Annotated in this window: 23 protein-coding genes; 12 read left to right on the top strand and 11 right to left on the bottom strand. The window is 56.7% G+C overall.

All coding sequences use genetic code 11. The features are described 5' to 3' along the window. Window positions 1–30 precede the first annotated feature (30 nt). The 3 genes from purM to OVA03_RS01775 all read left to right on the top strand — a co-directional run bounded on the left by purM (window position 31) and on the right by OVA03_RS01775 (window position 3,815). Complete coding sequence (gene purM / locus OVA03_RS01785; protein WP_267526516.1) at window positions 31–1,071, top strand: phosphoribosylformylglycinamidine cyclo-ligase; 1,041 nt, start codon at window positions 31–33, stop codon at window positions 1,069–1,071. Beyond that, window positions 1,072–1,650 (top strand): phosphoribosylglycinamide formyltransferase, encoded by a 579-nt coding sequence (gene purN, locus OVA03_RS01780; RefSeq protein WP_267526515.1) that lies wholly within the window; start codon window positions 1,072–1,074, stop codon window positions 1,648–1,650. Window positions 1,651–1,754: 104 nt separating this feature from the next. Further along, complete coding sequence (locus tag OVA03_RS01775; protein WP_267526514.1) at window positions 1,755–3,815, top strand: S46 family peptidase; 2,061 nt, start codon at window positions 1,755–1,757, stop codon at window positions 3,813–3,815. 127 nt (window positions 3,816–3,942) lie between these two features. Here OVA03_RS01775 and ndk read toward each other — a convergent pair whose 3' ends face one another. Beyond that, a complete protein-coding gene (gene ndk / locus OVA03_RS01770) occupies window positions 3,943–4,359 on the bottom strand; it encodes a nucleoside-diphosphate kinase (protein WP_267526513.1) in 417 nt (138 codons plus the stop codon). A 108-nt stretch (window positions 4,360–4,467) separates the two neighbouring features. Here ndk and OVA03_RS01765 point away from each other — a divergent pair, with 108 nt between their 5' ends. After that, window positions 4,468–6,363: an ABC-F family ATP-binding cassette domain-containing protein gene (locus tag OVA03_RS01765; protein ID WP_267526512.1), complete on the top strand. Its 1,896-nt coding sequence runs from the start codon at window positions 4,468–4,470 to the stop codon at window positions 6,361–6,363. Window positions 6,364–6,475: 112 nt separating this feature from the next. Here the strand turns inward: OVA03_RS01765 and OVA03_RS01760 are convergent, their stop codons facing one another. The 3 genes from OVA03_RS01760 to OVA03_RS01750 are packed head-to-tail and all read right to left on the bottom strand — an operon-like array spanning window position 6,476 to window position 8,757. Further along, window positions 6,476–6,832, bottom strand: coding sequence for a proteinase inhibitor i78 (locus tag OVA03_RS01760; RefSeq protein WP_267526511.1), 357 nt, complete (start codon window positions 6,830–6,832; stop codon window positions 6,476–6,478). After that, complete coding sequence (locus tag OVA03_RS01755) at window positions 6,829–7,278, bottom strand: DNA polymerase III subunit chi (protein ID WP_267526510.1); 450 nt, start codon at window positions 7,276–7,278, stop codon at window positions 6,829–6,831. The genes OVA03_RS01760 and OVA03_RS01755 overlap by 4 nt, the downstream gene beginning before the upstream one ends. A 3-nt stretch (window positions 7,279–7,281) precedes the next feature. Then, entirely contained in the window at window positions 7,282–8,757 is a 1,476-nt protein-coding gene (locus tag OVA03_RS01750; protein WP_267526509.1) for a leucyl aminopeptidase, read from the bottom strand. 272 nt (window positions 8,758–9,029) lie between these two features. On the opposite strand from OVA03_RS01750, the gene lptF reads away from it, so the two are divergent. The 6 genes from lptF (at window position 9,030) to rsmA (ending at window position 17,280) form a co-directional block, all read left to right on the top strand. After that, entirely contained in the window at window positions 9,030–10,181 is a 1,152-nt protein-coding gene (gene lptF, locus OVA03_RS01745; protein WP_267526508.1) for an LPS export ABC transporter permease LptF, read from the top strand. Further along, window positions 10,178–11,320: an LptF/LptG family permease gene (locus OVA03_RS01740; RefSeq protein WP_267526507.1), complete on the top strand. Its 1,143-nt coding sequence runs from the start codon at window positions 10,178–10,180 to the stop codon at window positions 11,318–11,320. Before lptF ends, OVA03_RS01740 begins: the two co-directional genes overlap by 4 nt. A 76-nt stretch (window positions 11,321–11,396) precedes the next feature. Beyond that, on the top strand, window positions 11,397–13,967 hold the full coding sequence (locus OVA03_RS01735) for an LPS-assembly protein LptD (RefSeq protein WP_267526506.1): 2,571 nt from the start codon (window positions 11,397–11,399) through the stop codon (window positions 13,965–13,967). A 101-nt stretch (window positions 13,968–14,068) separates the two neighbouring features. Further along, the gene (locus tag OVA03_RS01730; RefSeq protein ID WP_267526505.1) at window positions 14,069–15,433 is read left to right on the top strand and encodes a peptidylprolyl isomerase; all 1,365 of its coding nucleotides are present in this window, start codon (window positions 14,069–14,071) and stop codon (window positions 15,431–15,433) included. Between the two features lie 16 nt (window positions 15,434–15,449). Beyond that, window positions 15,450–16,451, top strand: a complete 1,002-nt coding sequence (pdxA, locus tag OVA03_RS01725; RefSeq protein WP_267527756.1) for a 4-hydroxythreonine-4-phosphate dehydrogenase PdxA — start codon at window positions 15,450–15,452, stop codon at window positions 16,449–16,451. Continuing rightward, entirely contained in the window at window positions 16,441–17,280 is an 840-nt protein-coding gene (gene rsmA / locus OVA03_RS01720) for a 16S rRNA (adenine(1518)-N(6)/adenine(1519)-N(6))-dimethyltransferase RsmA (RefSeq protein WP_267526504.1), read from the top strand. Before pdxA ends, rsmA begins: the two co-directional genes overlap by 11 nt. On the opposite strand, the gene gmk is transcribed toward rsmA, so the two are convergent. From gmk to fabD, 7 genes are all read right to left on the bottom strand, one after another. Further along, window positions 17,275–17,916, bottom strand: coding sequence for a guanylate kinase (gmk, locus tag OVA03_RS01715; RefSeq protein WP_267526503.1), 642 nt, complete (start codon window positions 17,914–17,916; stop codon window positions 17,275–17,277). The genes rsmA and gmk overlap by 6 nt on opposite strands. Then, window positions 17,906–18,802, bottom strand: coding sequence for a YicC/YloC family endoribonuclease (locus tag OVA03_RS01710; RefSeq protein WP_267526502.1), 897 nt, complete (start codon window positions 18,800–18,802; stop codon window positions 17,906–17,908). The genes gmk and OVA03_RS01710 overlap by 11 nt, the downstream gene beginning before the upstream one ends. Window positions 18,803–18,816: 14 nt before the next feature. Beyond that, window positions 18,817–19,875: an endolytic transglycosylase MltG gene (mltG, locus tag OVA03_RS01705; RefSeq protein WP_267526501.1), complete on the bottom strand. Its 1,059-nt coding sequence runs from the start codon at window positions 19,873–19,875 to the stop codon at window positions 18,817–18,819. 2 nt (window positions 19,876–19,877) lie between these two features. Next, complete coding sequence (fabF, locus tag OVA03_RS01700; RefSeq protein ID WP_267527755.1) at window positions 19,878–21,161, bottom strand: beta-ketoacyl-ACP synthase II; 1,284 nt, start codon at window positions 21,159–21,161, stop codon at window positions 19,878–19,880. Window positions 21,162–21,257: 96 nt separating this feature from the next. Beyond that, window positions 21,258–21,497: an acyl carrier protein gene (locus tag OVA03_RS01695; RefSeq protein WP_267526500.1), complete on the bottom strand. Its 240-nt coding sequence runs from the start codon at window positions 21,495–21,497 to the stop codon at window positions 21,258–21,260. Between the two features lie 180 nt (window positions 21,498–21,677). Further along, window positions 21,678–22,418, bottom strand: a complete 741-nt coding sequence (gene fabG / locus OVA03_RS01690) for a 3-oxoacyl-[acyl-carrier-protein] reductase (RefSeq protein WP_267526499.1) — start codon at window positions 22,416–22,418, stop codon at window positions 21,678–21,680. Window positions 22,419–22,436: 18 nt separating this feature from the next. After that, window positions 22,437–23,378 (bottom strand): ACP S-malonyltransferase, encoded by a 942-nt coding sequence (fabD, locus tag OVA03_RS01685; protein ID WP_267526498.1) that lies wholly within the window; start codon window positions 23,376–23,378, stop codon window positions 22,437–22,439. Between the two features lie 146 nt (window positions 23,379–23,524). Here fabD and OVA03_RS01680 point away from each other — a divergent pair, with 146 nt between their 5' ends. After that, complete coding sequence (locus OVA03_RS01680) at window positions 23,525–24,139, top strand: LysE family translocator (RefSeq protein ID WP_267526497.1); 615 nt, start codon at window positions 23,525–23,527, stop codon at window positions 24,137–24,139. A 106-nt stretch (window positions 24,140–24,245) separates the two neighbouring features. Then, a complete protein-coding gene (locus tag OVA03_RS01675; RefSeq protein WP_267526496.1) occupies window positions 24,246–24,782 on the top strand; it encodes a peroxiredoxin in 537 nt (178 codons plus the stop codon). The last annotated feature ends 229 nt before the right edge of the window (window positions 24,783–25,011 follow it).

Raw genomic sequence — 25,011 nt, 5'->3', positions numbered from 1 at the left:
GCCCTATAATAGAATCGAAGGTAAGTTTTTATGTCGGAACCGGCGAATAAGACACACACGAACGGTCTTACATACGCACAGTCGGGCGTGGATATTGATGCAGGCGAAGCCCTTGTCGACGCCATCAAGCCTCTGGCTAAGGCCACGCGCCGCTCTGGTGCCGAAGCCAGTCTGGGCGGATTTGGCGCCTTGTTCGACCTGAAAGCTGCCGGTTACGATGATCCTTTGCTGGTGACAACCACCGATGGCGTCGGTACCAAGCTTAAGATCGCCATCGAAACCCACCGCCATGATACGGTCGGCATCGACCTTGTCGCCATGTGCGTTAACGACCTGCTGGCGCAGGGTGCGGAACCGCTGATGTTCCTTGATTATTACGCCACGTCTAAACTCGATGTCGATACCGCCCGCCGTGTGGTGGCCGGTATCGCTGAAGGCTGCAAGCGCGCGGGCTGTGCGCTGGTCGGTGGTGAGACGGCGGAAATGCCCGGCATGTACGGCGAAAACGATTATGATCTGGCCGGTTTCAGCGTCGGCGCGGTCGATCGTGATAAGGTTTTGCCAAAGCTTGACACCCAAAAAGCCGGAGATGTCATCATCGCCCTGGGCTCATCAGGCCCGCACTCCAACGGTTACTCGCTGGTGCGCAAGGTCATTGAGGTGGCTGGTCTGTCGTGGTCGTCTCCGGCCCCGTTCGCCAAGGACCTGACACTGGCGCAGGCCCTGCTGGAGCCGACCAAAATCTATATCAAATCCGTCCTGCCCCTGATGAAAGCGGGCCTGATCAAGGGCGGCGCGCACATTACCGGCGGCGGCCTGATTGAGAACCCCGGTCGCGCTATCCGCGAAGGTTTGGTGGCCGATTTTGATTATAGCTCATGGGGGTTCCCGCCGGTCTTTAGCTGGCTGATGGAAACCGGCGGCATCGAGCATCATGAGATGCTGCGGACCTTCAACTGCGGTATCGGGTTTGTGCTTTATGTCGACCCAGCCAATGCCGATGCGGTTTTGGCGGCCCTGTTGAATGCCGGTGAAGATGCCTTTGTCTGCGGTCAACTGGCGGACGCGTAAATGACCTCGAAGCCCAAAGCCGCGATCTTTATTTCCGGTCGCGGCTCTAACATGATGGCGCTGGTCGAAGCCTCACGCGCCGCCGATTTTCCGATCGAGTTTACGCTGGTGGTGTCCAACGATCCGATGGCGGCGGGTCTTGAGTGGGCGGAATCCCAAGGCATTGCCACGCTGGCTGTCGATCATAAGCCCTACGGCAAGGACCGCGAAGCTCATGAGCGCGAGATTGATACAGCTCTCAAAGCCGCGGGCATCGAACTGATCTGTCTGGCTGGCTATATGCGCATCCTGACGCCTTATCTGGTCGGGCAATGGGCGGGTAAGATGATCAATATCCACCCGTCTCTGCTGCCGAAATATAAGGGTCTGCACACCCATGAACGCGCCATTGCCGCCGGTGACGGCTTTGGTGGCTGCACAGTTCACTGGGTATCCGAAGGCGTGGATGACGGCGATATCATCCTTCAGGCACAGGTGCCGATCCTTAAGGGCGACACACCCGATGATCTGGCCGCCCGCGTGCTGATCGAGGAGCATAAGCTGTACCCCGCCGCCGTGCGCCGCGTCTATGCGGGTTAATCTCCGCGCTTGTTAAAAAAGTTTCATAATTAACATAAAGCGGTTGCCACACGCGGCACATTCGGTATCAATTCTGGCAATTGTAACTGCATGGACTGCTGATAATGGCTCGATTTAAGCTGGCGCTTGCCGCCACCACCGCCTTCACCCTCATGGCCGCCTCTGGTGCGCAGGCCGAAGAAGGCATGTGGACCTTCGACAACTTCCCTGCCGCTAAGGTCAATGAAACCTACGGCACCAAGATCGACGCCAAATGGCTTAATCACATCCAGTCAGCCGCCGTACGGTTATCGAACTGTTCGGCCTCAGTCGTTTCCTCCGAAGGGCTGGTGCTGACCAATGCTCACTGCGTCATCGCTTGCGCGCAGGATTTGTCATCGCCTGAAAATGACTATACCCAGAACGGCTTTTTCACCGCGGCCCGCACCGAAGAAAAGACCTGCCCCGGTCAATCAGCGGAAATCCTGACCGGCATCAGCGACGTGACCAAAGAGATCAACGCCGCAACGACAGGCCTGACCGGCGAGGCCTTCGTCAAAGCGATGAACGCCAAGGCGTCGGAACTGGAAAAAGCCGGGTGCGGCACCGATCAGACCATTCGCTGTCAGGTCATCAGCTTTTATCAAGGCGGCGAATATAAGCTCTATAAGTACCGCCGCTATTCAGACGTGCGGCTGGTGTTCTATCCGGAATATAAGTCCGGCTTCTTCGGCGGCGATCCGGATAATTTCAACTTCCCGCGCTATAACCTTGATGCCGCGTTTCTGCGCGTCTATGAAAACGGCAAGGTCGTTAAAACGCCGAACCACCTGAAATTTAACCCGAATGCGCCCAAGGAAAATGATGTCACCTTCGTCGCGGGCAATCCGGGATCAACCCAACGCCTGATGACGGTGGCCCAGCTTGAGACCAACCGCGATCTGATGATTCCGGTATCTCAGCTTCAGCGTTCGGAACTGCGCGGGCGGATCATTCAGTTCATGGCCCAAAGCCCGGAAAACAAGCGCATCGGCACAGATGTCCTGACCTCGCTTGAGAACGGTTTCAAGGTCTTTTACGGCCAGCAACTGGCTCTGAATAACCCTGCCGTGATGGATGCCAAGCGCGCCGAGGAAGCCGCGTTGAAGGCTGGCATGACGGCTGAGGACAAGGCCGCCTTTGGTGATCCGTGGGCCGATATTGCTGCGGCTCAAAAAGAGGTGGGCGATCTCTATTTCCCGTATTTTTTCCTGGAGTCTGCACCGACCAGTTCGTCCTTGTTTGCCACGGCCCGCACGATTGTACGCCTGGCCAAGGAAAAGCCAAAACCGTCAACTGAACGCCTGCCGGAGTTTGCCGACACCCGCCTGCCCGCGCTGGAAAAGCGCTTGCTTAACCCCTCGCCGGTTGAAAAGCCGCTCGATCAGATTCAGCTTGAGTTCCGTCTGTTGAAAGCCCGCGAATATCTGACCGCCGATTCACCTGTGACCAAGCTTTTGCTGGGTAAGGAATCGCCAGAGGCTCTGGCCAAGCGCCTGATTGATGGCACAAAACTGACCGATATTGCCTATCGCAAACAACTGATGGATGGCGGCTTGGCCGCGGTTCATGCGTCTGATGACCCTATGATCCAATGGGCGCTGAAAATCGACGACGAAGCACTTGCCATTCGCAAGCAATATGAAGCGCGTGTGACCGGCCCGACCCGCATTGCGTCAGAAAAAATCGCCAAGATCCGTTTCAAGGCTTACGGTACTTCGACCTATCCGGACGCGACCTTCTCGCTTCGCCTGTCCTACGGCAAGGTCACCGGCTGGGAGCATCGCGGGGTTAAGGTGACGCCGTTTACCGATATCGCGGGGCTCTATGAGCGCGCCACCGGACTTGAGCCTTATGAACTGGCAGCATCATGGAAAGCGGCCGAGCCCAAGGTCGATAAGTCTAAGGTATTCAACTATGTGACCACCAATGACATCATCGGCGGCAATTCCGGTTCTCCGGTCATCAACGCTAAGGGCGAAGTGATTGGGGCGGCGTTTGACGGCAATATCCACTCTTTGGGCGGGGCCTATTACTATGACGGGACGGTCAACCGCACGGTCGTGGTGTCGTCTTCGGCCATCGCGGAGGCGTTAAAGACGGTTTATGACCGTAAGGCGCTGCTGGCGGAATTGACGGGGAAATAGTTCCGGGGCGTGGGGTCTGTGACCCCACAAACCTTAATTTGTTCAATAAAAAACCCCTGCCACTTTGGCAGGGGTTTTTTATTGAATAGACAAGTCTTGGGGCCATTGGCCCCAAACCCTGGAACTATTAGCCAACGATTTCAGCGTCCGTAAAGAACTGCGCGATTTCAATCGCGGCGTTCTCATCCGAATCCGAACCGTGGACCGAGTTTTCACCAATCGACAGAGCAAACAGCTTGCGGATCGTGCCGTCAGCGGCCTGCTCAGGGTTGGTGGCGCCCATGACTTCGCGGTACTTTGGCACAGCGTCGTCAGCTTCCAGAACTTGAACCACAACCGGTTCCGCCGTCATTTGACCGACCAGTTCACCAAAGAACGGACGCTCTTTGTGCACGCCGTAGAAAGCTTCAGCCTGAGCCGTCGACAGCTTAACGCGCTTTTGCGCCACAATGCGCAGACCAGCCTCTTCGATGACGGCGTTGATCTTGCCGGTCAGGTTGCGGCGGGTGGCGTCGGGCTTAAGGATAGAAAAGGTGCGTGACATATGTAGGTTCCGTTTTGGGCCAAATTCGTTTGGCGTTTAGAATTGCGTGGCTTATAGCGATGCAAGCCTCGTTCGCCAAGCCCTATAACCTGTTTAAGTATCCGTTTTATGTTGCAGATCACTAACCTGACTTTTGACGCCTACGGGCGCCGTTTTTTTGACGGCGCTACCCTGACCCTGACGCCGGGGACCAAGGCCGGTCTGGTGGGATTGAACGGCGTGGGCAAATCGACCCTGTTTAAGCTGATCCAGGGTCATTATCAGGCCGGCGGCGGTGACATCACCACGCCCAAGGCCTGGCGCGTGGCATCCGTTGAGCAGGAAATGGCCGCCTCCCCGCAGCATCTGATTGATGCAGTTTTGTCGATCGATACCCGTCGCGAAAACCTGCTGAAAGCGCTGGAAACCGCCGACCCGATCCATCAGGCTGAAATTCACGCCGATCTTTATGCGGTTAGCGCCGATCGTGCGCCGTCGCGGGCCGCGGAAATTCTGGCGGGGCTGGGCTTTTCGACCGCCGATCTGACGCGCCCAATCGCAGCCTTCTCAGGTGGCTGGCGAATGCGGGCGGCCCTTGCCGGGGCGCTGCTGGCCGAGCCCGATCTGCTGCTGCTAGATGAGCCGACCAACTATCTCGATCTCGAAGGTGCCCTGTGGCTTGAGGCGCGTCTGAAACGCTATCCCAATGCGGCCCTGATCATTTCCCACGACCGCGACCTGTTGAACGAATCCGTCGATGCCATCGTCCATGTCGCCGGTCAAAAGCTCGAACTTTATACCGGCGGCTATGACGATTTCGAGCGGATGCGCGCCGAAAAAGCCCGCCTGCAAGCCGCCAGCCGCGTCAAGCAGGAAGCCGAACGCGCCCATCTGCAAAGCTTTGTGGATCGTTTCCGCGCCAAGGCGTCAAAGGCTGCGCAGGCCCAGTCGCGCATGAAGCGGCTGGAAAAACTGCCGCCGATTGCCGATACGATTGAGGATCGGGTCGCCCCGTTCATTCTGCCTTCGCCGGAAAAACCGCTGGCGCCGCCAATCCTGCGCCTGGAAGAGGTCAGCGTCGGCTATGATGACAAAATCATCCTGCGCGATATTACCCTGCGGCTCGATCTCGATGACCGGATCGGTATTTTGGGCGTCAATGGCGCCGGTAAATCGACCTTCGCCAAGATGATCGCCGGCGCGTTGAAAGAAAAGCACGGCACCCACTGGCGTGACCGTCGCCTGACCGTCGGCTGGTTCCATCAGCATCAGATCGAAGCGCTTGATCCCGAAGACACGCCACTGGAGATGATGCGCCGTGCGAGACCGGATGAGACAGAATCCAAGCGACGTGCGCGATTGGGCTCATTCGGTATGCGCGTCGACAAGGTTGAGACCAAGTGTAAGGATCTGTCCGGGGGTGAACGCGCCCGCCTGCTGCTGAATATGGTGGCGATGGATGCCCCGCACCTGCTGATCCTCGATGAGCCGACCAACCACCTGGATATCGATTCGCGCCGCGCGTTGTTAGAGGCGCTTAACGACTACGAAGGCGCTGTGTTGATCATCACCCACGACCGCTCGCTGATCGAAATGGTTGCTGACCGGCTGTGGCTGGTCAATGACGGTACAGTAAAGCCCTATACCGGGACGATGGATGAATATTCCAAGCTAGTCATTGAGCGCGCCAAAACCGCCACGCAAGGCGATGAACCGGTTGAGAAAAAACAGGCCGGGGTCAATTCAAAAGACGCGCGTAAAGCCGCCGCGGCCGCCCGCAATGCCATCGCCCCGCTCAAGAAAACTGCCGATGAGCTGGAGCGCCAGATTGAGACCATCAGCAATAAAATCAAGCTGCTGGATCTTAAGCTGGGTGATGCCGATCTTTATGTAAAAGATCAGGCCAAGGCCATATCTTACGGAAAAGAAAAAGCTAAGCTCGAAGAAGATATGGTGGCGTTAGAATCCAAATGGATGATCGCCGCCGAAACCTATGAAACCGCCAAGGCCGAAGCGGGAATTTAATACTGACTGTAAAATTGACAGCTTTGAGCCCAGTAGCAGGAGGTAAGCGCCCGCGGGTATTCAAAATACCCGCAAGCGAGACCGACGCCCTAATGGGTCAAAGATGAAAATTTTACCCGCAGCGTATGGATTGGATGATCCCGGTATTCACATCAAAGGTAATCGTCTGACGGTCTTCACGGTAATCCATGGTCGCGGCACAGGTTGAACACAGCACACGGCGCTTTGAAGGGTGGACGGGCACCGGTATTTCGGTACGCGGCTTACCGATCAGATACTGTAGCGGCTTGGCGCCACACTGATCATCATTATTGGCGCGCGGACGCTCCGGTTTAGACTCAGGCGGATTAGGGATCGGCTTCATGGTCTGGTTGGGCACAGGTGCGGGAGCCGGCGCAGGTGACGGACTGGCACAGGACACCAACGCAAATGCCGCCGCAGTCATAATGATTTTCAGTTTGAGTGTCATTGCATCTTCTCCCAGCGGCCCAGATCATTCTGTTTCCAGTAGGCCATGTCAAAATTCTGCGTTTTCAACTGCTTCCACTGCGCCCGCGCCCACCCGATATGGGCGTCATCGCGGCCTTCAAACACAATCAGGCAGCGCTGATATGCCGTCAAGTCCGGCAGATCGTCGGGCGTGACCGAAAATAATACCTCAGCCTTGTTGGCCCGGCCACCTGACTTACCCAGTAAAATCGGCTGACGATCCGCGAACTCTGCGGTTTCCAGACCGTGGCCAAGAAACGCCTCATCGCGGTACGCCCACAGGTGCGTGTTCAGTTCCTCCAGCAGATCATCATCCTGCCCCAACACATAGGCGCGCCACCCGCGTTGCAAGGTTTTTTCCAGCAAATCGGGCAGCGCCGCCTTAAGCGCCGTGGTTTCCAGATGATAGAACCAAACTTCTGTCATTAATTAGACTTCGTAATGCGCCTTAACCAGCGCATCGAGCGTGCGGACACCCCAGCCGGTGGCGCCTTCCGGCACGGTCGGCAGGCGCTGTTCATTGGTCCAGGCGGTCGGCGCGATATCGAGGTGCGCCCACGGTACATTATTGACGAAGCGTTGCAGGAACAGAGCCGCGGTAATCGAACCGCCCGGACGCCCGCCGATATTACGAATGTCGGCGATCTTGGAATCGATTTGCTTTTCATACTGGGTCGGCAATGGCATCCGCCAGGTGTTTTCCGACACCGACTTCGACGCCTCAGCTATTTTCTCAGCTAAATCATCGTTATTGCTGAAAACACCGGCATAATCCATGCCCAAGGCTATGATCATAGCCCCTGTCAAAGTCGCCAGATCAATCATGAACTGCGGTTTGAAGCGATCCTGAGTATACCACAGCGCATCAGCCAGAACGAGGCGGCCTTCGGCATCGGTATTGATGACCTCAATGGTCGTGCCGGACATGGCCGTGACCACATCGCCGGGGCGCTGGGCATTGCCATCCGGCATGTTTTCGACAAGGCCTACGACCCCGATCGCATTGACCTTGGCCTTGCGGCCAGCAAGTGCTACCATAGTGCCGACGACCGTGGCCGATCCGCCCATGTCCCACTTCATGTCTTCCATGCCTTCGGCGGGCTTGATCGAAATGCCGCCGGTATCGAAGGTGACGCCCTTGCCGACAAAAGCCACCGGTTGAGCGGCTTTGTCGTCCGCGCCCAGCCATTGCATGACCACCAGCTTAGACTCTTTGCGCGAGCCTAAACCCACGCCCAAAAGCGAGAACATACCGAGCTTTGTCATCTCCTCTTCACCCAGCACTTCAACCTTCAGGCCCAGAGCTTCAAAGCCCTTGATGCGGTCAGCATAGGATTGCGGGTAAAGCACATTGGCGGGCTCCGAGACCAGATCACGCGCTACAATCACACCGTCAGCAATGGCTTTCAGCGGCGCAAAGGCGGCCTCAACTTCGGCCACATCATCACAGATCAGGGTCACAGATTTAAGTGTCGGGGCCTTTTCAAGCTTGGCGGCACCAAAATATTTATCAAACCGGTAGCTGGCCAGAGTCAGGGCAAACATGGCATGGGCGACCTGCTCAGCCGGAAAACCACCCATATCAATCGCCAGATCCGCAAAGCCCGCCGATTTGGTGGCGTGATAAAGGCTGGCGACCACCGACTCAACATCAGCCCCCTTGAGGCCCGCCAGATCGCCCGCCGCCAGTACGGCCAGCGCCGTGTAGGGTTGATCCGGCAGGGCACTTAAAATCTGCACCTTGCCTTTGGCGGATTTGAAACCGAGCTTTTTCAGACTGCCCAGAATATAGCCCGAAGAGATAGTATTAAGTTTTTCAGCCCCGGCGCTCAGCGCATCGCCATCACCGATCAGCACGGCCAAGGCATGGTTTTCGGGATATTGGGTGGCCAGTTGAATGTGCATTATATGTACTCCGGTATCCAGAATCTGGGCGTAAAACAGCGCGGCATCTGCGCTCTAACACCCTTATGTGAGGGTTTATGCCCACAAACGCCCGCAAAGGTTAAGTGTTTTTTCGTGCATAAATGCTCCTTACCTGACGATAATCAGGCAAGCTCAGGTTTTGGGTGCGTTTTTTGGTTTTCAGCTTGATATTAGTGTCCGAAGTCGTCAAAAAAGCGTCTGTTTTAAAGCTTTTAGTCTCATCAAACATTTTATCCGGATATCCCCACCCGATGCGCACCGTTGAACGGTACATTTCCCGTCAACTAAGGTTCCCTGTGATCGCCGCCATTCTGGCGCTCACGGCGGTGGCTATGTTGTCGCAAAGCCTCAACCAGCTCGACGTCATCGTTGAGCGGGGGCAAAGCGCGTGGGTGCTGTTGAAAATCAGCTTTCTGGCCCTACCTCAGCTTACCAGCCTGGTATTTCCGATCGCGATTTTCGTCGGCACACTGGTGTCGCTCAACCGGCTGCATAATGAGCATGAAATCGTAGCGTGCTATGCCTCTGGCATGAGCCTGTGGCGGATCGCCTCGCCGATCTTACGCCTCGGCGTCTATATCACCATGCTGAGTCTGGCGATGAATCTGTTTATTCAACCCGCCGCCTCGCGCCTGATGCGGCAGGAGCTTTACAATGTCAAAACCGATCTGGCGTCATCCCTGATCCGGGAAGGCGATTTCTCGACCACACAGTCGGGTCTGACCATCTATGTGCAGCGCATCGACCAGAACGGGCTGCTGCGCCAGATATTTATCCGCACCCCCGGCGGCGACGGCATGGACCGCACCTACAGCGCCAAGGAGGGCCGCATCCTGCGCAAAGACGGCACCTCAAGCCTTGTCATGCGCAAAGGCTCGATGCAGCAGGTCTCGGACAAAGGTGTGTTGAACCACCTGACGTTCGAAGAATATGCGTTTGATATCACGAACTATTTCTCTTCAGATGATTTCCTGCATTACAAGGAATCTGACCGCTGGATGCACGAATTATTTTATCCCAACATGGCGATGGGCTGGGAACGCGGTAACTGGAAAAAGCTGTTTGCTGAAGGTCACAGCCGCCTCGCCTCGCCGCTCTACAATATCGCCTTTGTCCTGCTGGCGACCCTAGGGGTCTTGGGTGGCCGGTTCAGCCGCTCAGGCTACACCAAGCGGATTATGATCGTCTCATCCATTGCCGCCGGGGTGCGTATATTGGGCTTTGGGGTTGAAGCCGCCTGCAATAATTCAGCGGGCATGAACTTCATGCAATATGTAATACCGCTGACGTTGATCTTCCTGTGCGCCAAAGCGATTTATAAAAACGACCGGGTCAAGGGTACTAAGTCATCAATACAACTGTTTGAACTAACACCGCTTTCATCGGGAGGCCAATCGCGATGAGTACGGGCATGATCGGCATGAACTGGCTGCGCTACCTTAACCCCATTAAGCGCGGGCGACTGGAAAACTACGTCATGATGCGCTGCATCATCATGGCGGGTGTCGCGCTGGCGGTAATTTCCAGCATTATTTTCCTGATCGATTTTGTGGAAATTTCAAAATCTCTCGGCGTCAGAACGGAATTATCGAGCCTTCAGATTTTGGGCCTGATGCTGCTGAAATCACCCAATGTCATCTTGGTTCTGCTGCCGTTCGCCTTTTTGTTTGGCACCTTGGCCGCCTTTGTGAACCTGAACCGCCGCTCAGAACTGATCGCCATGCGGGCCGCCGGCATGTCAGCCTGGCGGTTCGTGACCCCGGCATCGGTCACCGCCTTCATGATCGGCGTGATTACGGTTACCGCGCTTAATCCGTTGGCGACATATTTGTCCGATAACTATGAGCGGGTGCGCGCCCGTATCGAAGGCACCGCCATGGCCAGAGAAGGCGACATTTATCTGCGTCAAGGCGATACTGAGGGTAAGACCCAGACCGTTATCCGGGCAGCCTCACAAAAAAGCATCGGCCACCTGATTGATGCGACCTTCTGGGTCTATAATATTGACTCGACCGGCGTGCCCAGCTTCACCAAGCGCATCGATGCCCGCGAAGCCATTCTGCGCCCCGGCATGTGGGACCTAAAGAACGCCCGCGAAGCCTCAGCGGGGGAACCTGCCTTGTTTTACAATGTCTTGTCGATCGATTCTAATTTGAACCCACAGACGGCGTTTGAGAAATATATCTCCGCCCAATCGACACCGTTCTGGTCGCTGGCGCCCACTATTGCCGAGATTGAACGCTCAGGCTTTTCTGCCACGTCGTATCGTCTGAGGCTGCATCAATTGCTGGCGACACCGCTGATGTTTGCGGCCATGTCCGCGCTGGGGGCGGTGTTTTCGCTGCGGCTGATGCGTTTGGGTGGTATGGCGAAACTGGCGATATACGGCGTCAGTCTGGGGTTTGCAGTCTTTTTCTTTAACCAGCTTTGCTCAGCCATGGGTAAGGCCGAAGTCATTCCAGCGTTTATGGCGGGCTGGGCGACCCCGATTATTGCCCTTCTGGCGGCCATGTCGTTGCTGGTTTACACTGAAGACGGATAAGCTGCCGTAATCAGGCCATATTGCCTTGTCACGCTTTGCGCTTTAAATATTAAGTTCCTGTTGATCATATTTCTCTATGCCGAGTATCCGTAATTCCACGGCCTTTCGCGTCTTTAAGCGCCGCGCCGACAGCCTGAAAGGTAACGCCTTAGCGTCCGACATGCACAAGCCCGCGCTGAAAAAATTCGTTTATTTCCTGACGGTTGGCATAAGCCCGCTGCTGGCGGCGGGTGTGCTGGGCAGCACCGCCAACGCTCAGAACGTCGCAACGCCGGAAGCCTCCCCGCTGCTGAAAAGCGCACCGTCTGAGCGTCCCGTGACCACACCGGCTGAACCCTATGTTGTTGGCGAAGACGGCCTGCCGCAGGACGGGGCCTATGTCGAGGCCGACGAAGTGGTGACTGAAAGCGAAAATGTCATCGTCGCCCGAGGCAATGTCGAAGTCCGCCATCATGGCCGTATCATCCGTGCTGACGAAGTGCGCTACGACAAAACGACGGGTAAGACCCTGGCGCGGGGTAATGCCGTCATGATCAATCCTGATGGCTCGACCCAATATGCCGACACACTGGAGGTCAACGAAGACCTGACCGCCGGTTATGGCACCAATTTCGCCTCGGTCCAGCCCGACAATACCAAGATATTTGCTGAGCGGGTCGAACGACGCGATGAGGACACCAACGTCCTAAACAACGCGCTTTATACGCCGTGTGAAATCTGCGTGAAGCCCGGTGAGCCCACCAAGGGACCGACCTGGTCGTTTCAGGCCGGCGAAATCATTCAAAATAAAAAACGCAACGTCGTGATCTATAAAAACGCCATCTTCAAGATGCGCGGCGTACCGCTGTTTTATACCCCGATCCTGTGGCACGCCGACCCCAGCGCTAAGGCCTCATCAGGCCTGTTGATGCCCAAGATCGGCTCGTCACAACGGCGCGGTATGTCCTATGAGCAGCCCTATCTGTGGGTCATTTCTCCCTATCAGGACCTGGTTATCTCGCCGCAGTTCAATGAAAAAGTGGCCCCGCTGCTGAACACGACCTGGCGGCGGCGGTTCTATTCCGGCGATGTCACGGTCCGCGCCGGTTACACTCGTGAGGCCTTCTTCGATAACTACGGCAATAAGTGGGGTGAGAAAGCCGACCGCTCTTACATTCTGGCGGACGGTGCCTTCAAGATTAACCCGGACTGGCGCTGGAGCTTCACGGCTGAGCGCGTGTCCGATTCCGGCAGCGCGAACTTCTTTGAACGCTATAAGGTCGGTGATGTCTACGAATATCGCGGCGTCTTTACGCCTGGATCGCGTCAGCTCATCAGTCAGGTCAACCTGACCCGTCAGACTGATACCGCGTTTTTATCGGCGACCATGGCGACCTTCCAGAACCTGCGCATTGCCGCCTTGCAGGACATTGGTACCTCCAGCAACCGACCGGTGGCAGGCTCAAACAAGCGCTATCCGCTGGTGGCCCCCGTGATCGAGGCTCAGTGGAACCCGATCAACGAATTCGCCGGTGGCCGCTTCAAGTTCAACGCATCCGGCGTGGCCCTGTTCCGCGAAGATTATGTTGGCGATCCGATTGCGCCTGACGATTCCGACGGCACTAACGGTTACGATTCGGCCCGTCTGACACTGGGGGCGGAATGGCGCCGGGATTTCGTGACCAACCATGGCATAAAGGCCGCCCCCTTCCTGTCGGCACGCCATGATCAATACCGCATCGACGGCCTTGATTCGACCGGCAGCAGCGCCAATGTTTCGCGCAGTCTGGCGACCGCCGGTCTCGACCTCAGCTACCCGATGATTCGTAAATTCGATGGCTTTGACGTGGTGCTGACGCCGATCGCCCAACTGGCGGTGTCACCCAAATCCAAATCGTCGAGCCTGATCCCTAATGAGGATAGTCAGGTTTTTGAATATGACGAAACCACCCTGTTCAAGGCCAATAAATCACCGGGTTATGACCTTTACGAAGGCGGTGCCCGCGCCAGCCTTGGCCTAAAGGCTCAGGTTCAGCTTGATAGTGGCACCACCCTCAAAACCCTGGTCGGGCGCACCTTCCGCAACGAAGTCGAAGACACTTATCTTTTGACCGCCACCTCTCCCGCAGGCGTCAAAGTGTCTTACGATCCGTCGGGCCTTGCCAAAACCTCATCTGACTGGGTGGTGACCTCTGACTTCAAAACCGGCGACGGCGGCTATTACGGTTATTCCAAGCTGCGTCTGGATTCTGAGGACGGTGGCATCCGCCGCGGCGAAGTCGGCTTTACTGTCAACCGCCCCAACACGGTCGCCACGGTTCGCTACATCGTCGACAACACCGCCGTCCAATGGAACACGACCAACACGGTAGTTACGAGTTTTGAAGGTAACCGCTACGAGGATGTTCAGCTTTACGCCCGCCATTTCTTCACCAAGAACTGGGGTGCGTCGATGCGGATCAACCGCGATCTGAAAACCGATTCCTGGCGTCGGTCTGAAATCAGCGCCATTTATCGTGACGACTGCACCTGGGTCGAAGTCGTCTATGAGCGCGACGAAACGGCGATTTTGGGCAACACCAATGGAAAAGCGTCAAGCGGAATATCTTTGCGCCTTAACCTTGCCATATTAGGGTCATCAGGTTCAGACTTTAATGATATTCGCTGATGGCCGTGGCTTCACATTCATGACCAACTACGCTATCGGTCACCATGAGAAGACTGCCCATGCCTTTTGCCTGCCGTGCGGATACAACCCGACTGATGATCATGAGCCTGAAAAAAATGATGTTTAAGACGACTGCTCTGGCTATGAGCGCAGGCTTGATGATGGTGAGTGCCGCCCCAGCCGTCATGGCTCAGGCCGAGACACCACAGGCGCAACCGGCACCGGCTCAACCCGCTCCGGCACAGCGTCCGTCCCTGCGCGAAGGCATTATCGCCGTAGTTAATGATGAACTGATATCATCCTACGATCTTCGCCAACGTATGCTGTTGCTCATCGTGACCTCCGGCGTTCAGGTTACCGAGCAAAACTATGAAGCCTTTCAGCAGCAGGCACTACGCAGCCTGATTGACGAACGCCTCGAACTTCAGGAAGCCAAGCGCTGGGATCTGAAGGTTGAAGATGCCGAGATCACTGACGAAATCACCCGCATGGCGGCCCAGAGCAATCTGAGCTACGACCAGTTGGTGGCCGAACTGCAACGGGCAGGCGTTGATCCGGAAACCCTGCGAAATCAGATCCGCGCCGAAACCGGCTGGCAGCGTCTGGTCGGTGGCCGTTTTAATTCCAAGGCCCGCGTCGGTAAGGATCAGGTAGATTCGTACATGGCCCGCGTCGGTAAGGATCAGGTAGATTCGTACATGGCCAAGATCACGGCCGATAGTCAAAAACCGCAATATCTGGTCGCTGAAATCTTTCTCGACCCCAATCTGGCCGGGGGTGTGGCTGAGGCCCAGGCCGGAGCCCAGCAACTGTTTCAACAAATTGCTTCCGGCGCGGCACCGTTCCAGAGCGTCGCGCGTCAGTTTTCCAACGCCCCGTCTGCGGCTAATGGCGGTGATGCCGGCTGGCTGATTTCCGGCACGATCGATCCCAAGATCGAAACCGTCCTGCAAACCATGAGCGGCGGTCAGATGACCCAGCCCATCACCACGGACGAAGGGGTCTATATCTATTATCTGCGTGAAAAAACCGATGGCAATTCTGACTCGGTGATGGCGCTGAAACAGGCCGCTATATCGCTGGGTGCAGACGCCCCCGCCTCACGGGTTGAAGCTGCGCAAAAGGCCTTGGAATCGTTCCGCAACAGCCAAAAAGGCTGTGGTGCCCTGACGGATACGACCATTGACGGCAATGTCGTGGTGACCGACCTTGGGGAAACTCCCTTAAGCGAACTGCGTGACGACTATGCCGCCGCCTTGAAGCCGCTCAATGTCGGCCAAATGACCGCACCGATGCGTAATGATGTCAATATGAACGTCCTGGTCGTCTGCGACAAGCGCCTGGCGGGTGAGAACGCCCCCACGCGTGAGCAGATTGAAGACCGCCTCGTCAATCAACGCCTGTCGATGCTGGGTCGCCGATATCTGCGCGATGTCCGCAATCAGGCGACCATTGAAAACAAATAAGTTTTAAAGGATTGAGATCATTCTCAAACCGCTTGTTATCACTATGGGCGACCCGTGCGGTATCGGCCCTGAGATTATTCTCAAAGCTTGGGAGGCCTTAAAACGGGTTCCTGAGCTTTGTTTTTGCGTGGTTGGTGATGCCGCGGCCCTCAAAGTCAGCGGGGCTGATGTCGCCGTGATTCAGGACATATCTGACGCCCACAAAGTGTTTGCGGCCAGCCTGCCGGTGCTTGACCGCCCCCTGACCGCCCCCGCCATTCCGGGCCACCCCGACAGCCTGCACGGCCCGCATATTGTGCGCTGGATCGAAGAGGCGGTGACGCTTTGTCTTGAAGGTGCGGCGCGCGGGCTGATCACGGCCCCCATTGCCAAATCCGTGCTTTATGCCACGGGGTTCAGTTTTCCCGGCCATACTGAGTATCTGGGCAACCTTACCGCTGCCGCGCCATATGACGGTGCGCGCGGCCCTATTATGATGCTGACGGCCAAGGATTTGCGGGTAGTGCTGGCGACGATCCACATCCCGCTTTGCGATGTAAAAAAGCGCCTGAACGCCGATGATCTGACCCATACAGTGCGCGTCACCCATCAGGCTCTGAAAACTGATTTTGGGATTACATCGCCGCGTCTGGTCATGGCGGGCCTCAACCCCCATGCGGGCGAGGATGGCGCCATCGGCCGCGAAGAAATCGACCTGCTTAAGCCGGTGATCGCGGATTTACAGGCACAGGGCATCGATATCAAAGGCCCCTTTCCCGCCGATAGCCTGTTCCACGATGTAGCCCGCCTGACCTATGACGCCTGTATCTGCCTCTACCATGATCAGGGCCTGATCCCGCTCAAGACGCTCGATTTTTGGGGCGGTGTTAATATTACGCTGGGTCTGCCAATTGTGCGCACTTCACCTGACCACGGCACCGGCTTTGGGATTGCGGGCCAGGGCATTGCCCGCCCCGACAGCCTGATTGCGGCTATCCGTACCGCCCACGATTTGAGTATGAAGCGCCATGACGCCTAAAACGCAAAATGAGTTACCGAGTTTGCGCGAAAGCCTTGAACAGCATGGACTGATGGCCAAGAAAAGCTTCGGCCAGCACTTCCTGCTCGACCTCAACATAACGCGCAAGATTGTGCGGTTAGGTGGTCCGTTTGACGGTGATGTGGTGATTGAGGTCGGCCCCGGCCCCGGAGGCCTTACCCGCGCCCTGCTGGAATCTGAGGCCCGATCGGTGCTAGCCATCGAAAAAGACGCCCGCTTTATCGAGCTTTTGACGGAGCTTAATGATACCTACGGTCCACGCTTTGACGTGATCGAAGCCGATGCGGTTAAGGCCGATGAACGCGCCTTGCTGGCCGAACGAGATCTGGGTGAGGCCGCCCATCTGGTGTCCAACCTGCCCTATAATGTCGGCACACCACTTTTGATAAAGTGGCTGACCGGCCCGTGGCAGCCACTCAGCATGACCCTGATGTTTCAGCTTGAGGTCGCCCTGCGCGTCGTGGCCCCGGTCGATGATAATGACTATGGCCGTTTATCGGTCATTGCGCAGGTGCTCTGTGATTGTGAAAAGCTGATGGACCTGCCTGCCCGCGCCTTTACCCCGCCGCCCAAGGTCGACAGCGCCGTGGTGAAACTGAAGCCCAAGGCCAACCGGCCGGATACGCAACTGATCAGAAACCTGGAAAAAGTCACCGCCGCCGCCTTTGGCCAGCGTCGCAAGATGTTGCGCGCCTCGCTTAAACCGTTGGGCGGTGAAGCTTTGCTGGAAAAAGCCGGGATCGATCCGACCGCCCGCGCCGAGACGGTATCTCCAGAGCGCTTTCTGACACTGGCACGCCTGCTATAGAGGCTCCGACATGAGTTCATCGACAAACGGTGCAATCCACAAACCGCGCGACCGGCGGGCCGCTTCGGCATGATAGATGTGCGCCAGTTCGGCATAGGACCGATCAAAATCATCATTGAGAATGACATAGTCATATTCGGCCCAATGGGCGATTTCGCCCTTGGCGCGGCTTAGGCGGCGCTCAATGACATCCATGCCGTCCTGAGCGCGCGCCACCAGCCGGCGCTTAAGTTCAGACATTGACGGCGGCAGGATGAATACCCGCACGACATCCGACGGGGCTTTGACCGAAATACGCTGCGCCCCTTGCCAGTCAATATCAAACAGGACGTTTTTACCTTGTGACAGCGCCTTATCGACCGGCTCACGCGGCGTACCGTAGCGGTGGTCGTGGACCGAAGCGGTCTCAAGCAACGCATCATTTGCGACCAGTTCATCCATGCGCGTATCATCAATGAAATGGTATTCGCGACCATCCTCTTCGCCCGGACGTGGGGCACGAGTAGTCACCGAAATCGACAAATCCAGATCTTCGTGATCAGCCATCAATCGTCGACACAGGGACGTTTTACCCGCGCCTGACGGGGCGACGACGATCAGCATAAGGCCACGACGGATGCGGGGATTATTCAACATTCTGGATTTGCTCGCGAAACTGATCAATCGTTGATTTTAAATTCAAGCCAATAGCTGTAAGTTCGGTCAGGGTCGATTTGGAACACAAAGTATTGGCTTCGCGCATAAATTCCTGCGCCAGAAAATCGAGCTTGCGTCCCTGTGATGTATCGGCCCCCAATAAGGCATGGGCCGCCTCAATATGGGCCCGCAAACGGTCCAGTTCTTCGGTGACATCAGCCTTGACGCCGAGCACGGCCGCTTCCTGCAGGATACGATCCTGAAACTCAGCCGTGTCGCCCATAATCTCCGTCAGGCGACGCTCAAAGCGTTCGCGGATATGCGTCAACTGTTGTCCAGCGAGCGCCTCGGCGTTATGGCGCGAAATGGTTAGGGTTTCCAGATGGTGGTTGAGGATATGCAGCAGCGCCTCGCCCTCATGGCCACGCGCGGCTTTCAGGTCTTCAAGCACGTTATTCAGATCGTCAATCAGACTGGCCTCAAACGCCCGTCCCTCATCAACCGTATCGTCATCCGCCGCCGTTTCCAACACCCCGCGCAGAGATAATAATCCATCCCAGCGCGGCGGCTCGACGCGGCCACTTTTGATCAGGCCATCGCCAGCCCGAAGATAGAAATCAATCATTGATTCATTGATAGTCACCACGGCTCTGAGGGCATCTGTGATGATCTGAAAATTCACAGCAATCTGTCCACGCTGAAACTTAACCTTACATAGTTCTTTGGCCAGCCGGTCGAGATGCTCATAGCCCGCCGGGTAGCGGCATTTGACATCAAGGCTGCGGCCATTGACGGAGCGCACCTCAATCGTCCAGCGCGTTTCACCCAAATCATCGCTATGGCGGCCATCGCGTCTGGCAAAGCCAGTCATGCTATAAAGCGCCATGCGCAAAATCCTTTTTAGTTGGCTTTGCTGCTCAGGGCCGTAACGGCGGAATCGCGCGGCTGGTTCTCGATCTTGCGCCAGTTGGCGACATTGACCAGATGCTGATCATAGGTTTCGGCAAACACATGCCCGCCCGTGCCATCGGCGACAAAGAATATATCATTGGTCTGAGCCGGATTAAGCACGGCCTCAATAGATGCTTTGCCCGGATTGGCAATCGGCGTGATCGGCAGACGCGAAATCAGATAGGTGTTCCACGGTGTCGCCGTATCCAGTTCCGAGCGGCGCAGACCTCTGCCCAGCGGTTCACCTTTGGAGACGCCGTAAACCACGGTCGGATCAGACTCCAGCCGCATACCTTTGCGCAGACGATTGACAAAAACAGCGGCGACGCGCGGGCGCTCAGTCGCAATACCGGTTTCTTTTTCGACCACAGACGCCAGTATCAGCGCTTCTTCAGGTGTATTGATCGGCAGGCCCGACTGACGCTTGGCCCACAGATCGTTCAAAGTTTTACGGCCCGCATCCAGCATCCGGTCAAGCACGGCCTGACGGGTTTCACCGGGTTCATACTGATAGGTCTCCGGCAAGATTGAACCTTCGGGCGGGATGTCGACATCGCCTTTCAACGCCTCAACCGCCATGAGAATCCGCACGGCCTGAGCCGAGGTGCGGCCTTCGGGGATGGTGACGAAGTGCTGCACGACCTTGCCGTCCTGAATCTGTTTCAGGACACTGAACAAGGGCTGGCGGCTGTCAAATTCATAGGTGCCCGCGCGCATGGCATTATCGCGGCCGCTGACCTTGGCGGCCAGACGAAAGGCCGTCTCGGAGCGGATAACGCCCGCACTTTTGAGCGTTTTGGCAATGGCGATAACGCCCATACCCTGCTTGAGCGACACCGAGGTCAGCTCAGCATTGTCACGCGCCACCGGTCCCGGCCCGAACGCCTGAGCATAGACGCCCAGCAGCACGGCCAGAAACAGCAGAAACAAACCCGACAACAGGCCCGCAACCGGCGCAATCAAACGCTTGGTCTTACGCGGTTTGGCCGGCCTGCCTTTTTTCGTCATGGTTAGTCGACCTTACCCAGAATGAGCGCGGCGTTAGTGCCCCCGAATCCAAAGGAGTTTGACATAACCTTATCGATCTTCATAGGCTTGGCCTTATTGGGCACCAGATCGATGGGGGTTTCAACATCCGGATTGTCGAGGTTGATGGTCGGCGGGGCGATCTGATCGCGGATGGCCAGCGCACAGAACGCGGCCTCGACCGCACCGGCAGCACCCAACAGGTGGCCGATCGCTGATTTGGTCGACGACACAGTGCCCGTGGCCGCGCGTTCACCCAGGAATTTCTCGATCGCTTTCAACTCAATGCCATCAGCCATAGTCGATGTGCCGTGCGAATTGACATAGTCGATTTCGGTAGCTGAAATTCCCGCATCTTTGAGTGCCAGGGACATGGCCCGGAAACCGCCATCACCATCTTCGGACGGGGCGGTGATGTGATAGGCGTCGCCCGAAAGGCCATAGCCCAACACCTCGGCATAGATCTTGGCACCGCGCGCCTTAGCATGTTCATATTCTTCGAGCACCAGAATACCCGCGCCCTCCCCCATCACAAAGCCATCGCGGTCTTTGTCATAGGGACGCGAGGCCTTTTCCGGCGCATCGTTAAAGGCGGTACACAGAGCGCGGCAGGCAATGAAACCGGCAATGCCCACCGGCACAATGGCCGATTCAGCGCCACCGGCCACCATGACATCGGCATCGCCATATTTGATAAGTCGGGCCGCATCACCAATGGCATGGGCACCCGTGGCGCAGGCCGTGACGACCGAATGGTTCGGCCCCTTAAGGCCGTAACGGATCGACACCTGCCCCGACGCCAGATTGATCAGGGATGACGGAATAAAGAACGGCGAAATCCGCTTGGGGCCTTTTTCCTTAAGCTCCAGCGCGGTGGCGGCGATAACGCCCAGCCCCCCAATGCCGGAGCCGATCATCACGCCGGTGCGGACCTGATCCTCTTCGGTTTCAGGGTGCCAGTTGGCATCGCTCAGCGCTTCATCGGCGGCGGCAATCGCATACAGGATAAAATCGTCAACCTTGCGGCGCTCTTTGTTGGACAGGACTTTCGAGGCATCAAAAGAGCCTTCGATGTCCGGGCCACCACCACCGCGACCATCTACGGTAGGTATTTCACAGGCGACAGTGCAGGCATAATCGGTCGTATCAAAAGCGGTGATCGGGCCTGCGCCGGATTTGCCTTCCAGCAGACGCTTCCACGAAATTTCGGTCCCATGCCCCAGCGGGGTCAACAGACCAACGCCAGTAATCACGACGCGACGAGCCATATGCGTATCCTTAGAACTTTGGGCAAAGCCATGCCCGATAGACATGACGCGGCCCTGCACCTAAGCAGAGCCGCGCCCTATTTCACCTTAACAGGATTAAGCGGAGAGCTTTTCCTGAATATAGCTCACCGCATCACCGACCGTAAGGATGTGCTCAGCGGAATCGTCAGGAATTTCGATGTCGAACTCTTCTTCGAAAGCCATGACCAGCTCGACGATGTCGAGGCTGTCGGCTTCCAGATCGTCGATAAAGCTCGCCTTATCCGTGACCTTGTCCGGATCGGCATCCAGATGGTCGATTACGATCTTACGAACACGTTCAAGAACTTCAGACATTTTAGGCCCTCTAGAGGTTTAAAAACTTGGCCGCGGGGGCCCTTTCAGAAACTTAACTAAGATTCTAGGCGTTGCTTGTAGCCATACATGGGGTAAGGATTCAAGCAAATTTAACTGCGCTGCCTACCACACTCTTTTGCCATGCAAAAGCTTTTGATGAAATAGGCGGTTAAACACCGCCTAAATCATCGCCATACCGCCGTTGACGTGCAGGGTCTGGCCGGTGACGTAACCGGCCTCCTCACTGGCCAGATAGACGCAGGCCGCGGCAATATCGCTGCCCTCGCCCAGCTTTCCGGCGGGAATTTTGGTCAGAATCGCGTCGCGCTGCGTGTCATTCAAAACATCCGTCATCGGAGAGGCGATAAAGCCAGGGGCGACCGTATTGACCGTAATATTACGCGAAGCCACTTCCTGAGCCAAGGCCTTGGAAAAGCCGATCATACCGGCCTTGGACGCCGCATAGTTGGCTTGGCCCGGATTGCCGGTCACGCCCACCACCGAGGCAATGCCGATGATACGGCCAAAGCGGCGCTTCATCATGCCCTTCATGGCCGAACGCGACAGACGGAAATAGGCTTCCAGGTTCACCTTTATAACCGTCTCCCAGTCCTCGTCCTTCATGCGCATCAACAGGCCATCGCGCGTCAGACCGGCATTGGAGATCAGTATATCGACCGGTGCTCCGGCGGCCGCTTCGGCCTTGGCCATCAGGCCATCAACTTCGGCAGAATCAGACAGATTGCACGCCGCCACAAAGGCGCGCTCGTCCAGTTCAGACGCCAGTTCCTGCAAAACGGCCTCACGGGTGCCGGACAGCACCACATTAGCGCCCTGGCTATGCAAAGCTTTAGCAATTGAGGCCCCAAGGCCGCCCGTAGCGCCGGTGACCAGCGCGGTTTTGTTAGACAGATCAAACATGCGGTTCCTCACAAAATTTTAAAGCGAAGCCGCAAAGGCTTCAAAATCGGCAGCAGTGTTGAGCGCTACGGCGGTCGCGTCAGGGGCAATGCGCTTAATCATGCCGGTCAAAACCTTGCCTGCGCCCAGTTCCGCAAACTGCGTCACCGCCCCCTCACCAGCCAGCCACTGTACGCTTTCGCGCCAGCGCACCCGGCCCGTAACCTGCTCAACCAGCAAAGGTGCGATCTGTGCCACATCGCTGACCGGGCGGGCGGTGACATTGGCGACCAGAGTCGATTTTGGTTGCACGATCGTGACCTTGCCAAGTGCTATCTGCATTTCATCGGCAGCCGGTTGCATCAGCGGACAATGGAATGGTGCCGACACATTGAGCAGCATCGCCTTGGCGCCCAGTTCCTTGGCTTTTTCGATGGCCAGTTCCACAGCCGCCTTGGCACCCGATATCACAATCTGACCGGCATTGTTGTCATTGGCGACCACCACCACGCCCGCCGACGATCCGGCCTGACAGGCCGCTTCAGCCAGTTCGAGATCAGCCTTGCCGATCAAAGCCGCCATGGCCCCGACGCCGACCGGCACGGCACGCTGCATGGCCTGACCGCGCAGCTTCAAAAGACGGGCCGCATCGGTCAGGCTAAAGGCCTCTGCTGCGGCAAGGGCCGAATATTCGCCCAAAGAGTGCCCCGCCACGAACGCGGCCTTGGAAATATCCACGCCAAAATCAGCTTTCAGCACGCGCACCACCGCCATAGAGACAGCCATCAGGGCTGGCTGGGCATTTTCGGTCAGGGTCAGATCGCTTTCAGGCCCTTCACGCATCAATTGGGACAGCTTTTGCCCCAAAGCGTCATCGACCTCAGCGAAAACCTCGCGCGCGGCCTGAAAGTTATCGGCAAGATCTGATCCCATGCCGACGGTCTGGCTGCCCTGACCGGGAAATACAAAGGCAAGTGTCATGAATAATAAGGCCCGTTTTAGAGTCTGTTTGTGGGGCCTTGGGTTAGGTCAAATAAACGGACGGAGCAAGCAAAAAGGCAAACCCACACATCGGCTTTCCCAAATGGCGGTTTCGGGACATAGTGCCGCATCTTACGGATACACCGATGCTGAACCTTGCCGCCTTTGCGTTTACCGCCCTTTTGATTGAACTGACCCCAGGGCCGAACATGGGCTACATAGCCATAACCGCTCTGTCGCGCGGGCGGGCCGCAGGGTTTGCGTTGATCTTTGGCATAGCTTTGGGTCTGTTGCTGGCCGGTCTGTTGGCGGCGACGGGGCTTGCGGTGTTTATCCAGTCGAACGACAGCGCATATCAGGCCCTGCGCTGGGCCGGCGTTCTTTATCTCTTATGGCTGGCATGGGACGGATGGCGCTCAGCGAATGAGACCTCGCCGCATATTACCGATACCAAATCCACCGGAGCGACCTATTTCCGGCGTGGTCTGATCACCAACCTGCTTAACCCCAAGGCCGCCGTCTTTTATATAGCGACCCTGCCCCAGTTTATTGATCCCGGCCGCGAAACCTTGCCGCAAAGCCTCACCCTGACACTGATCTATGTGGCCATCGCCACAGCTATCCATGCGGTCATCGTCATTACCGGCACACAGGCCGGATCGTTCCTCGCCAATGAGGCCCGTATGGTAAAAATCCGGCGCGCCCTGTCAGGCTTGCTGGCGGTGACCGCCATCTGGCTGGCATTTTCCACAGCCAGATAAGCGCTGATAAAAAGCTATCTGAAACTTCAAAATTGCGATTAAATGTAACCCAAATGTCGTCGGCAACGTATTTATTATTGTCAGACGACCTCATGAGGAGTTTTCCATGTCCAAATTGCGCCCCGCTGCCCTGATAGCGATCCTTATCGCCGCGGCCTCAGCCTCACCGGCTTTAGCGGCCCTTAAGGCGGGCGACAAAGCGCCTGACTTCAAGCTGCAAACCGCTACAAACGGTAAGGTCAGCGCGTTCTCCCTGAAAGACCACCTGAAAAAAGGCCCCGTGGTGGTCTATTTCTACCCCAAGGCCTTTACCGGCACTTGCTCACTGGAAGCGCGCACCTTTGCCGACAATATGGCGAAGTTCAAAGCGCTCAATGTCACGGTACTCGGCGTGTCTACCGACACCATCCAGAAAGTGACCGAGTTTTCCAAGGCTGACTGTCAGGGCAAATTCCCGGTCGCGGCAGACACGGACGCCAAGGTTGCCAAGGCCTATGATACTAAGATGGCGGCCGTGAATATGGCGGCGCGCGTGTCCTATCTGATTACCCCCGATCATAAGGTAGCCGCCGTACACCAAGCCGGTGACGGTGTATCCCATCCGATGAAGATGCTGGAAGCCGCTCAGAAACTGAAAAAATAAGCGGTTGTTTTAAGTCAGTTTCGCTGCAAAGGCGGCGGCGGGCGGTCGCCCTTGCCAAACTCAAAATTTGAGTTTGGAGGTTTTACCTTGCCAAACCGAGCCTTATGCAGTAAAGCCCGCGCTCCCTGAGAGGTGGTCATAAGCCGTATGCGGCTATGAACCGTCGCGAGGGGCGGAACCTTCCGTCCGCCCTGCGTGCCACCCCTCGCCCCTACGGAAGAGGATAGAT

The organism is Asticcacaulis sp. SL142, assembly GCF_026625745.1.
Lineage (GTDB): Bacteria > Pseudomonadota > Alphaproteobacteria > Caulobacterales > Caulobacteraceae > Asticcacaulis.
The sequence above is the reverse complement of the archived record's forward strand: the minus strand, read 5'-3'. Positions and strand labels throughout refer to the sequence as shown.